The sequence below is a fragment of the Kineococcus aurantiacus genome (assembly GCF_013409345.1).
Lineage (GTDB): Bacteria > Actinomycetota > Actinomycetes > Actinomycetales > Kineococcaceae > Kineococcus > Kineococcus aurantiacus.
Genome location: NZ_JACCBB010000002.1, coordinates 1 through 12,086 on the forward strand (window position 1 = coordinate 1; position 12,086 = coordinate 12,086).

At 71.8% G+C, this 12,086-nt stretch carries 6 protein-coding genes and 7 pseudogenes; 5 read left to right on the plus strand and 8 right to left on the minus strand.

Features of this window, described 5'->3' with window-relative positions; all coding sequences use genetic code 11:
- The 5 genes and pseudogenes from BJ968_RS23035 to BJ968_RS23050 all read right to left on the minus strand — a co-directional run.
- On the minus strand, positions 1-951 hold a 951-nt coding region (locus tag BJ968_RS23035), incomplete at its 3' end, for a family 78 glycoside hydrolase catalytic domain (RefSeq protein ID WP_179757228.1).
- A 25-nt stretch (positions 952-976) separates the two neighbouring features.
- Positions 977-1,781, minus strand: a pseudogene (locus tag BJ968_RS23040) (carbohydrate ABC transporter permease).
- Positions 1,782-1,864: 83 nt separating this feature from the next.
- Positions 1,865-2,793 (minus strand): annotated as a pseudogene (locus BJ968_RS27090) (carbohydrate ABC transporter permease).
- A gap of 18 nt (positions 2,794-2,811) precedes the next feature.
- Positions 2,812-3,249 (minus strand): hypothetical protein, encoded by a 438-nt coding sequence (locus BJ968_RS23860; protein WP_218886588.1) that lies wholly within the window; start codon positions 3,247-3,249, stop codon positions 2,812-2,814.
- On the minus strand, positions 3,246-4,142 hold the full coding sequence (locus BJ968_RS23050; RefSeq protein ID WP_218886589.1) for an extracellular solute-binding protein: 897 nt from the start codon (positions 4,140-4,142) through the stop codon (positions 3,246-3,248). The genes BJ968_RS23860 and BJ968_RS23050 overlap by 4 nt, the downstream gene beginning before the upstream one ends.
- A gap of 304 nt (positions 4,143-4,446) precedes the next feature.
- Between BJ968_RS23050 and BJ968_RS27205 the strand changes: the two are divergent.
- A pseudogene (locus tag BJ968_RS27205) lies at positions 4,447-5,480 on the plus strand (alcohol dehydrogenase catalytic domain-containing protein).
- A gap of 39 nt (positions 5,481-5,519) precedes the next feature.
- Here the strand turns inward: BJ968_RS27205 and BJ968_RS27100 are convergent.
- From BJ968_RS27100 to BJ968_RS27210, 3 genes and pseudogenes are all read right to left on the minus strand, one after another.
- A pseudogene (locus BJ968_RS27100) lies at positions 5,520-6,987 on the minus strand (NCS2 family permease).
- An 84-nt stretch (positions 6,988-7,071) separates the two neighbouring features.
- Positions 7,072-7,428: an ROK family protein gene (locus tag BJ968_RS25330; protein WP_343078291.1), complete on the minus strand. Its 357-nt coding sequence runs from the start codon at positions 7,426-7,428 to the stop codon at positions 7,072-7,074.
- A gap of 207 nt (positions 7,429-7,635) precedes the next feature.
- Positions 7,636-7,776 (minus strand): annotated as a pseudogene (locus tag BJ968_RS27210) (ROK family protein); the annotation flags it as partial.
- A 790-nt stretch (positions 7,777-8,566) separates the two neighbouring features.
- Between BJ968_RS27210 and BJ968_RS23070 the strand changes: the two are divergent.
- The 4 genes and pseudogenes from BJ968_RS23070 to BJ968_RS23085 all read left to right on the plus strand — a co-directional run bounded on the left by BJ968_RS23070 (position 8,567) and on the right by BJ968_RS23085 (position 12,084).
- A pseudogene (locus BJ968_RS23070) lies at positions 8,567-9,931 on the plus strand (extracellular solute-binding protein).
- Between the two features lie 61 nt (positions 9,932-9,992).
- Positions 9,993-10,874: pseudogene (locus tag BJ968_RS27105) on the plus strand (carbohydrate ABC transporter permease).
- Between the two features lie 4 nt (positions 10,875-10,878).
- Positions 10,879-11,772, plus strand: a complete 894-nt coding sequence (locus BJ968_RS23080) for a carbohydrate ABC transporter permease (protein ID WP_179754520.1) — start codon at positions 10,879-10,881, stop codon at positions 11,770-11,772.
- Positions 11,773-11,913: 141 nt separating this feature from the next.
- Entirely contained in the window at positions 11,914-12,084 is a 171-nt protein-coding gene (locus tag BJ968_RS23085) for a DUF4236 domain-containing protein (protein WP_179754518.1), read from the plus strand.
- Positions 12,085-12,086 lie beyond the last annotated feature (2 nt).

Below are 12,086 nucleotides of genomic sequence, written 5' to 3' on the forward strand. Positions count from 1 at the left end.
TGCTTCGAGGTCGTCGACGGTGAGCTCGCCGGGCCAGCCGGTGACCTCGGCGTACCGGAACCCGTGGAACGTGAACGTCGGCTCGAAGGTGTCGGTGCCGCCCGAGAGCGTGAAGCGGTCGGTGGCCTTCGCGGTGCGCAGCGGACGGGTGCCGAGCTCGCCGTGCTCGAGGACCTCGGCGTGCCGGACCGTGATGGTCGAGCCTGCTCCGCCGGCCACGGTGAACCGCAGCCAGCCGACGAGGTTCTGCCCGAAGTCGACGAGCGTCTTCCCGCTCGGGGAGGTCGTGACCGCGACGGGGCGGACGACCTCCTGCCGCCGCACGGGCGGCCCGAGGTGCTCGGTGAGCCGGGCGGTGTCGAAGTCGACGACGTGCACGCCGGACCACCCGTCGGCGGGCCCGTCCACCGCGGCCCAGCGGGGGACGAGGAGCCGGGCGTCGACGTCCTGGCCGTCGTAGATCTCGTCGGCCGTGACGGCCGAGGCGCGCGCCTGCCAGTCCGGGCCCGTGGCGACGGTCTGCCGGTGGCCGTCGGCGAAGGTGACCTCGAGCTGGGCGATGGCGCTGGGCTCGGGCGCGTACAGGCCGCGGTGGCCGCTCCAGGCCAGCCGGCCCACGGCCCAGCCGTTGCCGAGGGCCAGGCCGAGCACGTGGTCCTCCCCCGTGCCCCCCGCCGTGTCCCCCGCCGTGTCCCCCGCCGCCAGCCGCGCGGTCACGTCGTGGCTGACGTACCGCAGCCGCCACTCGTAGGAGCTCCAGCCGGGGGTGAGGACGTCCTCCCCGACGGGTTCGCCGTCGAGGTGGGGTTCGACGACACCGAGGGCGGACAGGTGCAGGACGGCCGACGTCACCTCCCAGTGGCCGGGGTCGAGGGTGAACGCGGTGCGCAGCAGTGGGGCCTGGGTCACGTCGTCGGCCGCGATCATCGCGGCCTGCCAGCGTGGGGACATCGGGTGGTCTCCTCCTGGGAGCGGTCTAGCCCTTGACGGCGCCGGACGTCATGCCGGCGACGATCTGACGGTTGAAGAACAGGTACATGACCAGCGGCGGGATCGTGATGAGCAGGATGTCCATGAACAGCAGGTTGTAGGACGTGAGGTTCTGGCTCTGGAAGTTGAACAGCGTCAGCTGCACCGTCGCGTTCTGGTCGCCGGGGGCGAAGTACAGCGGGTTGGTGAAGTCGTTGAAGATGGTCACCGACTGCACCACGATGATCGTCACCGTGACCGGCCGCAGCAGCGGCAGGATCACCCGGAAGAACAGCCGGAACGGGCCGGCGCCGTCGAGGACGGCCGCCTCGTCCAGTTCCCGCGGGACGGTGCCCAGGAAGGCGCGGAACAGCAGGACCGTGAACGAGAGGCCGTAGGCGATCTCGACGAGGATGAGCCCGGGCATCCCCCCGAACAGGCCCAGCCGCTGCAGGACCCAGATCGTCGGGACGACGGCCGGGGGCATGATGAGCCCGGCCAGCACGAGGAAGTTCACCAGCCCGGTGAGGCGGGACCGGCGGCGCTGCAGCACGAAGGCGACCATCGCCCCGAGCACGACCAGTGCCGTCAACCGACACCACGGTGAGGATGGTGGAGTTGATGAAGGCGATGACCAGCAGGTAGTCCCGCGCCTGCAGGACGGTGGTGAAGTTCTCCACGAACTGCAGGTTCCGCGGCCAGGCCAGGGCGAACTCCCCGGCCTGCTGGGCGTCCATGACGGCGGTGGTGACGATGAACGCGAACGGCACGAGGAACACGACGACGCTGGCCACGATCGCCAGGCCCCCCAGTCCCCACCGGGTGAGCGCGGAGGCCGTGCGGGTGTTCCGCGCGGGGGCGAGGGGCCTCTTGACGGGGGCGTCGGCGAGGGTGCTCACATCTCCACCTCCTTGCGGGACAGGTACCGCGTCAGCGGGACGACGATGGCGGTGGACGGCGAGGAAGAGGATGACGTTGCCGGCCGTCGACAGGCCGTAGAACCCGGCCTGGTACTGCTTGTAGATCACCGAGGCGATGACGTCGGAGGTGAAGCCGGGCCCGCCCCGGGTCATGGCCCAGATGAGGTCGAACGACCGCAGGCCCCCGATGAGCGAGAGCGTCACGACGGTCGACGTCGCGGGCCAGGACAGCGGCAGGACGATGTTGCGGACGTGCTCCACGCACCGGCCCCGTCGACCTTGGCCGCTTCGCGGTACTCGTTCGGGATCGAGACGATCCCGGCCATGTAGATGACGGTGGCCAGGCCGACGCCCTTCCAGACGTCGACCAGGGCCACCGAGAAGAGGGCGAGGGAGGGGTTGGTGAGCCAGCCGACCTGGTCGATCCCGAAGACCGCGAGAGCGTGGTTGATGACGCCCCTTCTCGGGGTTCATGAGCACCTGAAGGTGATCCCGACCCCGACCGTGGAGACCAGGACGGGGAAGAACACCACCGACCGCAGGTACCCCCGGCCGACGATCCGGGAGGTCAGCAGCAGGCCCAGGGCCATCCCCAGGACGACCTTGGCCCCGGAGGTGACGACGGCGTAGACGAAGGTGTTGACGAAGCCCTTCGTCAGGGCCGTGTTCGGAGAAGAACTGGGCGAAGTTGCCCAGCCCGATGAACTCGCTGTCGAAGATCGTCCAGCGCGTGAGGCTGAAGTAGAACGACAGGCAGGGTGGGGACCAGGAAGAGGACCGCGTAGACGACCGCGGCGGGCAGGTAGAACCAGTGGGGGTAGGGGCTGCGCCGGCGACGCTGCCGCCCGTCCCCTCGCGCGCGCCCGCCCGCACCGGTGCGCGTGGCGGGTGGTGGGGTGCTGATCGTCGCCGACACCTCAGCTCACCAGCCCTCGAGGCCGAGCTTGCTGGGCCTGCTTCTCGACGTCCTGGTCGTAGAGCTTCGCCGCGTCGGCGGCGGAGTGATGCCCGAGCCGACCTCGACGCACAGCTGCTCGAGGTTCGGGCCTTGACCGGGACAGAACTCCAGGGCGGGCGACTGCTTGTCGGCGTCGAAGTAGGCCTGGACGTCCTTGGTGACCTGCGGGACGTCGGCCGGCAGGGTGCAGCCCTCGACCAGGTACGGACCGGTGGGCGGGCTGGCCTGGCTCTGGGCCTCGCAGCCGGCGGGGCTGGCGATGAAGGCGAGCAGCTTCTTGGCCGCCGTCAGCTGGGCGTCCTCGGTCGTGTTGGGGATGTAGACCGCGTTGGGGAACCACGCCGTCAGGCCGTTGGACGCCGCGTCGGTGCCCGGCAGGGCGAAGAACCCGACGTCGTTCACCTTGTCGGGGGCGGGCCGCCGCCAGCGTCGTGATGTTCCCCGACAGGATCGGGTACATGACGCCGTCGCCGGCGGCGAGCAGGCGCATGCCGTCGGGGACCTTGGCCGAGGCGAAGTCGGCGTTCGCGTAGCCGCGGTCGTGGGATCTCCTGCAGGTGCTGGAACCCGGCGAGGGCCACGGGGTCGGTGGCGTACTTCCTCCGGTTGGCCGTGTACTCCTGCGCCCAGTCCGGGTCCGCGGCGGCCACGTTGTGGAAGTCGCCGAGGATGGGCAGCTGCGCGGTCCACGTCTCGCCGTAGGTCTGGATGACGGCGGTCTTGCCGGCGGCCTTGATCGCGTCGGCGTTGGCGAGGAACTCCGCCCACGTCGTCGGGACCTCCAGGCCCAGCTCCTCGTAGACCTTCTTGTTGTACATGACGCCGCCGCCGAAGGCGGTGCCGTAGGGAACGCCGTAGACGTCGTCGCCGACCGAGACCTGCGGGCTGAACGCCTCGTCGACGGCGGCGACGGCGGCGTCCCCGGTGAGGTCGGTGAGGTTCTTCTCGGGGGCGATCTGCTGGAACAGCGAGCCGGAGTTGTAGTCGAAGACGTCCGGCATGCTGCCGGTCTGCAACCGGGTCTTGACGAGGTTGTCCCCCTCGGCCCCGGCCGGGCGGCCGTCGAGCTCGACGGTGATGTCGGGGTTGGCCTTCTCGAACGCCGCGACGATGGTCCTGGCGGTCGTCTGGGCCGTCTCGTCGGAGCCGGTGAGCCACGTGATGGTCGTCCCGCCGTCGGAGGACTCCGAGGACGAGCCGAGGCTCCCGGCGCTGCAGGCCGTGAGGGGGGTCAGCGTCAGGGCGACCGCGAGGGCGAGGGCCGAGCGGGCGGGTCGGGGGTTCTTGCGTGTCACGGTTCGTCTCCTCTTCGAGACCACGGACCGGCGGCTGCGCCGGTTCTTGCACCGCCTGACACGATTCAAAGCGGTAAGCCCCGAGTTTGGGGACGTCCGCACCGCTCGTCAAGCGTTCAGCGCCCACTTCCCGCGCCGGGGCGTCCCGCGCCCTCCGGGAAAGCGTGTACCGCCCCTGTGGGCGGCACGGCATGCCTCCGGGCGGGGCGCCCGGGCCCCCGGGGCAGCGCTAACGTCCGCTGCACCCGTGCCCCCACCGTCGGGGGCCCACGACCGGAGGTCCACGATGACGATCCCGCCCACGATGAACGCGGCCTTCCTGCCCGGTGGGCGGGTGGTGGACCTGCAGGAGGTCCCCCGTCCCCGCGCCCGGGCACGGGCAGGTCCTCCTCGCGGTGCGGGCCTCGACGATCTGCGGCAGCGACCTGCGGGCCATCTACCGCGAGCACCTGGGCGAGGGGCCCGAGGCCTACCAGGGCGTCGTGGGCGGTCACGAACCGGCGGGCCGGGTCGTGGGCGTCGGGACGGGCGTGGACCGCGTGCGCCCCGGCGACCGCGTCGTCGTCTACCACATCTCCGGCTGCGGGCAGTGCGACGACTGCCGCCGCGGGTACCAGATCAGCTGCACGTCGCCGCGGCGCGCGGCCTACGGCTGGCAGCGCGACGGCGGCCACGCCGACTACCTGCTCGCCGAGGAGCGCGACCTGCTCGTCCTGCCCGACAGCCTCACCTACCTCGACGGCGCGTGCGTGGCGTGCGGGTTCGGCACCGCCTACGAGGCGCTGCGCCGCCTGGACGTCAACGGCGCCGACCGCCTGCTCGTCGTCGGGCTGGGCCCGGTCGGCCTGGCCGCTGGGCTGCTGGCCCAGGCGCTGGGCGTCCGCACCGTCGTCGGGGTGGACCCCTCGGCCGAGCGCCGGGACCTGGCCCTGCGCCTGGGCGCGGTGAGCGGGGCCGCCGAACCCACCCGCGAGGCGTTCGAGGCGGTGCTGCCCGGCGGGGGCCGAGACGGCCGTGGACTGCAGCGGGTCCGGTGCGGGGCAGCTGTTCGCCCTGCAGCACACCCGGCGCTGGGGGCGGGTGGCCCTCGTCGGCGAGGGCGGTCACCTGTCGGTCGACGTCAGCGAGCACGTCATCCACCAGCAGCTGACGATCCACGGGTCGTGGGTCACCTCGACGGTGCACATGGCCGAGCTGCTGGAGCTGCTGGACCGCACGGGCCTGCACCCGCAGGTCGTCGTGACCGACACCCGGCCCCTCGCCGAGGCCGGCGAGGCGTACCGGATCGCCGACAGCGGCACCCACGGCAAGGTCGGCATCGTCTGGCCCGACGCCTGAGCCGCCGCGGGTGCCCCGGGTGCTCCCCCGGCGCCCGGGTCAGGAGACCCCGAGCAGCTGCTTGATCGGGTCGATGGCGAAGTAGACGACGAACAGGGCCGCCACCACCCACATCACGGGGTGGACCGCGCGGGCCTTGCCGCGGGCGAGCTTGACCACGACGAACGCGACGAACCCCGCCCCGATGCCGGCGCTGATGGAGTACGTGAACGGCATGAGCACGATCGTCAGGAACGCCGGGACGGCGATCTCCAGGTCGGTCCAGTCGATGCCCTTGACCTGGGTCATCATGAGGAACCCGACGACGACCAGGGCGGGGGTCGCCGCCTCGTAGGGCACGATCGCCACGACGGGGGGCAGGAAACGTCGTGAGCAGGAACGCGACGCCCGTCACGACGCTGGCCAGCCCGGTGCGGGCCCCCTCGCCCACACCCGTGGCGGACTCGATGAAGCTCGTGTTGCTCGAGACGCCGCCGGCGCCCCCGGCGGCGGCGGCGATGGAGTCGACGACGAGGATCCGGCGCATGCGCGGGGGGTTGCCCTCCGCGTCGAGCAGGTCGCCCTCGGCGCCGATCGCGACGACCGTGCCCATGGTGTCGAAGAAGTCGGCCAGCAGCAGGGTGAAGACCAGCAGGACGACCGTGACCCAGCCGACGGCCTCGAACGAGCCCAGCAGGGAGAAGTGCCCCAGCGTGGCGAAGTCGGGGGCGGAGACCCACGAGTCCGGCAGCGCGGGGACGTTCAGGCCCCAGGCGCGGGGGTTGACGACCGACCCGTCGGCCCCGGTGCGCGGCCCGAGGTGGGCCACGGCCTCGACGACCACCGCGAGGACGGTCGCCGCGACGATCCCGCCGAGGATGGCGCCGCGCACGCCGCGGGCCATGAGGACGATCATCAGCACGAGGCCGACGACGAAGACGAGCGTGGGCCAGCCGGCGAGGAAGCCGCCGATGCCCAGTTCGAGGGGCGTGCCGCTGCCGGCCCGGACGAACCCGGCGTCGACGAGCCCGACGATGGTGATGAACAGGCCGATGCCCACGCTGATGGCCGTCTTCAGCGGTGCCGGCACGGCCCGGAAGACGGCCTCGCGCAGCCCGGTGAGGACGAGCACGAGGATGACGAGCCCCTCGATGACGACCAGCCCCATGGCGTCGGCCCACGTCATGTCCGGCAGGCTGGCCACCCCGAAGGCGAGGAAGGCGTTCAGGCCCAGCCCGGTCGCCAGGGCGAGGGGGTAGTTGGCGACGAACCCCATGAGCAGCGTCACGACCCCGGCCACCAGGGCGGTGCCGGCGGCGACCGCGGCCAGGTTCGGGCTGTCCCCACCGCCGAGGTACTTCCCGGTGGCGTCGGCGTGCGTGCCGATGATCAGCGGGTTGAGCACCACGATGTAGGCCATCGTGAAGAAGGTCGCGAGGCCGCCGCGGACCTCCCGGCCCACGGTGGACCCGCGGGCGCTGACCTCGAACCAGCGGTCGATCGCGGACGGGGGGGCGGTGACGGCCATCGGAACCTCGGTGATCGGTCGAACGTCGTGTGCGGCCACGCCCTCGGAGCCGAGCGGCATCCTGCCAGAACGCCGGGGCCCGGCTCAGTGCACGGGTGCCACCGGGGAGATCACGATCTCGCGCGCGGGCACGTGCACACCCACCCACGTCGAGGACAGCGCCTCGTGCAGGACGGCGCTGGCCGCCCCCAGCGCACCGGCCTGCTCGCCGGCGTCGCTGAAGCGGACCTCGACGGGGTGCACCTCGCGGGTCATGGCCAGGCCCAGCCCCGCCCGCACGGCGTCGCGGACCCGTTCCCCCGCGTGGCGCAGGCCCGCACCGCCGAGCACGACCTCGCTGACGTCGACGACGTTGACCACGCCCAGCACGACGCGGGCGACGGCCAGCGCCGCGGTCCGCAGCTCCGCGGCGGCGACCTCGTCCCCCGCGGCGGCGCGCACGCCGAGGCGGTCGTGGTCGTCCAGGACGCCTGCGCTCGGCCAGCCGCAGGCCCGCGGCGCGGGCGGCCTCGCGCCCGACCCGTTCGGCGTAGCGGCGCACGACCGCCGCGGGGGCGGCCACGGCCTCCAGGCACCCGACGGCACCGCAGGAGCAGGGCGGCCCGGCGGGGTTCGACGACGACGTGCCCGATCTCCCCCGCGTTGCCCGACTCCCCCCGCAGGAACCTCGTCGCGCACGACCACCCCGCCACCGATCCCGGCGCCGACGTGGACGTAGAGGAAGCTGCGCCCGACCCGCCGCGAGCGCCACAGGTCGCCGACGGCGGCGGCGGTCGCGTCGTTCTCCACCAGGACCGGCCCAGCCCGGTCGAGGCCGTGAGCATGTCGGCGACGGCGACCCCGCGCCAGCCTCGGGCAGGTTGATCGCCGAGCTTGCGCACGGGCCCGGCGAAGTCGAGCGGCCCGGGGACGGCCACCCGACGCCGAGCACGGCGTCGGCGGACCCGCGGGTGCGGACCAGCCGCCGCACCACGGCCGTCGCGCGGGCCACCGCGGCCTCGGCCGCCCCGCCGGTCGCCCCGCCGGTCGCGTCCGGGGGGTCCGGCAGCGGTTCGCGGTCGACGGCCAGCACGTCCCCGGTCAGGTCGAGCAGGACCGCGTCCGACGTGCTCGCGCTCGAACTGCAGGCCGACGGCCAGCGCCGCGCCGGGCCGGACCGCCAGGGCGGTCCGCGGCTTGCCGCCGGCGCGGGCGCCCGGGCGCAGCAGCGGCTCCCCCTCCTGGACGAGGCCGCGCTCGATGAGCCGCCGGACGATGTTGGACACCGTCCTGCAGGGTCAGGCCGGTGGCCGCGGCCAGGTCGGTCCGGGACGTGCCGGGGTGGCGGCGGACGCCGTCGAGGACGACGGCCTGGTTGTAGTCGCCCACCAAGGGCAGGTTCGTGCCTCGTCGCACCCGCGCCTCTCGCGCTCGCCGCCCCGCTCGGGGAGCGACTTTGGGATCGTTCCCAGAATGATGCGGCCCATCCGTTGACACCGTCAATCCACTGGATTTAGTCTCCTCGCAACGGCCGGCCGGACGATCCCGGACCGCCCGGCCGGCCGGCCAGAGATCGGACACCGCCACGAGGGAGTGGGTTGTGCGTCGTCGTAGCTTCCTGACCTATGCCGGCCTGGGTGCCGGAACCGTGCTCGGAACCGCAGCCTGCGGCGGCGGGTCCCAGGGCGGCGATGACTCGTCCGGGGCGATCAAGGTCGCCTACCAGCAGTGGGGCTCGGCACCGTGATGAAGGACTACCTCACCACGGTCAAGAGCGCCTACGAGAAGGCGAACTCCGGCCAAGACCGTGGAGCTCGTCCCGATCGTCGCCTCCGAGAAACGACTACTACACCAAGCTCCAGCTCATGATGCGCTCGCCGCGCACCTCCCCGGACGTGGTGTACGAGGACACGTTCCTCATCAAACTCCGACATCACCGCCGGGTACCTGCAGCCCCTGGACAGCTGGCTGGGCCAGTGGGACGAGTGGGACCAGTTCCAGGACGTCGCCAAGGGCGCCGCCAAGGCCGCCGACGGCAAGACGTACGGGGTCCCCGACGGCACCGACACCCGCGCCCTGTGGTTCAACAAGGACCTGCTCACCAAGGCGGGCCTGGCCGCGGACTGGGCGCCCACCTCGTGGGACGACATCCTCGCGGCCTGCCGCGAGATCAAGGGCAAGGTGCCGGGCGTCACGCCGATCAACGTGTTCGCCGGCAAGGCCGCCGGTGAGGCGGCGTCCATGCAGGGGTTCGAGATGCTGTTCTACGGCACCGGCTCCACGCTGTACGACCCCGGCCAGGACAAGTGGAACGTCGGCAGCCCCGAGTTCGTCGACTCCCTGCGGTTCATCAAGACGATCTTCGACGAGAAGCTCGCCCCGGACCCCTCGGTCGCGCTCGACGCGCAGGTGGGCACCCGGGTGCAGGAGGAGTTCCTGCCCGGCGGCACCCTGGCCATCGACCTGGACGGTTCCTGGGTCTCCAGCACCTGGCTGGACACCGGCGGCGCCCCCTGGCCCCAGTGGAACGACGTCATGGGCCAGGCCCCCATGCCGACGAAGGACGGCTCCGGCGACGGGAAGATCTCGATGTCCGGCGGCTGGACGTGGGCCATGACGAAGAACGCCTCCAACGCCGACGACGCCTGGAAGGTCATCTCGACCCTGACGTCCTTCGACAACAACCTGCGCTACAACATCAACTCCGCCGCCGTCGCCGTCCGCAAGGACGTCGCCGCCGACCCGACGTACACCGGCTCCAACCCGACGCTGGAGTTCTTCTCCAGCCTCGTCCCGGTGACCCAGTACCGCCCCGCAGAACACCGACTACCCGCGGGTGTCCAACGAGATCCAGGTCGCGATGGAGGCCGTCGTCACCGGTCAGGCCAGCCCCGACGAGGCCGCGAAGGCCTACGACGAGGCCGTCAAGGGCATCGTCGGCGAGGACAAGACCGCGACGCTGTGAGTCGCAGGGAGGAGTTCCGGTGGCCACGCTGACACGACCGGGGGCACCGTCCGGCCCCCAGCTGCGGCGCAGGACGCACCCGGTCCGGGTCGACATCGCCAGGGCGCTGCCGCTGACCCCGGCGGTCGTGCTGCTGCTGGTGTTCCTGGCCGGCCCGATCCTGTGGTGCGTCTACGCCGCGTTCACGAACACGGCGCTGACCGGTGCGGGGTCGGGCGACACGCAGTTCGTCGGCCCTGGACAACTTCCGGGCCGCCTTCGGCAGCGAGGCGTTCGGGAACTCCGTGGTCCTGACGCTGGTGTTCACCATCCTGTCCGCCGTCGTCGGGCAGAACGTCCTGGGGCTGGCCCTGGCCCTGCTGCAGAAGCGGGCCGCCAAGGTGGTCCGCACCCTCGTCGGCATCACCGTCATCGGCGCCTGGGTCATCCCCGAGGGTCGTCGCCGGGTACCTCTGGTACGCCTTCCCTGGCCAAGGACGGCACGCTCAACGAGGTCATCGGCGTGCTGGGGCTGGGCCAGAACTGGCTCTACACCCTGCCGATCATCGCGGTCTCGCTGGCGAACGTCTGGCGCGGGACGGCCTTCTCGATGCTCGTCTACAACGCGGCGCTCTCGGAGATCCCGGCCGAGATCGAGGAGGCAGCGGAGATGGACGGCGCGACGGGCTGGGCCCGGCTGCGGCACGTCACGATCCCCATGATCAAGCGGACCGTGACGACGAACCTCATGCTCATCACCCTGCAGACCCTGTCGGTCTTCGGCCTGATCTACACCATGACCAAGGGCGGCCCGGGGACCAAGAGCCAGACCCTGCCGCTGTACATGTACGAGCAGGCCTTCTCGTTCAGCCAGATCGGCTACGGCACCGCCATCGCGCTCGTCCTGCTCGCGGTCGGCGGCGTCTTCTCCATCGTCTACATGCGCCTGCTGCGCGAGGACTGACGCGATGACCACCGAGACCTCCACCACGCCGACCGCCACCCCCCTCGCGGTCACCTCGCACCGCCCCGTGGGACCCCGCACCTGGGTCGCCACGGCCGTCGTGAACGTCGTCACCGCCGTGCTCGGCGTGATGTTCCTCGTCCCGCTGCTGTGGGTCGTCTTCGCGGCCTTCGACGCCCGCGCGGGGCTGAAGCTGGAGTGGCCCGGCACGGGCTTCAGCTTCGACAACTTCCGGGCCGTCCTGACCCCGGAGACCACGTACCGGCCGATGTGGAACGGCCTGGTCCTGTGCGTGGGCTCGACGTTCATCGCCATCGTCGTGGCGACGCTGGCCGCCTACCCGCTGTCCCGCTTCGAGACGCGCTACAAGCGGCCGTTCCTGCTGACCATCCTCTTCTCGACCGGCCTGCCCATCACGGCGATCATGGTCCCGGTGTACGGGCTGTTCGTGCAGCTCAACCTCGTCGACACCATCGGCGGGACGGTCGCGTTCATGGCGACGACCGCGCTGCCCATGTCGATCTTCCTGTGCAAGAACTTCATGGACGGCGTGCCGCTGACGCTGGAGGAGGCGGCCTGGACCGACGGGGCCAGCTCCATGCAGACGCTGCGCCACATCGTCCTGCCCCTCATGTGGCCCGGGCTGTCCGTCGTGACGATCTTCACGTTCATCGGGATGTGGGGGAACTTCTTCATCCCCTTCGTCCTGCTGCTGTCCCCCGACCGGCTGCCCGCCTCGGTGAGCATCTTCACCTTCTTCGGGCAGTACGGGTCGGTCCAGTGGGGTCAGCTGGCGGCGTACTCGGTCCTGTACACGCTGCCCGTCGTCGTCCTGTACGTGCTGCTGTCCCGCCGGCTAGGCGGGGCGTTCAACTTCGGCGGCGCCCTGAAGGGCTGACCCCCTCCCCTCCGGGCACCGTGGTGCCGTGCGGGTGGGCCCGCTGCCCCGAGGGGGACGCGGCGGTGCGGCGGGAACCCCGCGGGCCGGTCCGCGCGTTGCGCGGGCGAGTCCCGTGACCGTCCGACGTCAGGAGTGCAGGTGCCGTTCTCGTTCCGCTGGGCCAAGGACCTCGGCAAGGGCGTGCGCGTGAACGCCGGGCGCTCCGGGGTGAGCGTCACGAAGCGGATCGGGCGCGCGACGGTGTCCTCCACGGGGCGCGTGAGCGTCCGCCTGCTGAAGGGGCTGAGCTGGCGCGGCAAGCTCTGGTGAGC

What these genes read in the sequence shown, in the direction of transcription:
- BJ968_RS23080 (WP_179754520.1), top strand. Translation starts at nt 10,879, where the DNA reads ATGACCACCGAGACCTCCACCACGCCGACCGCCACCCCCCTCGCGGTC.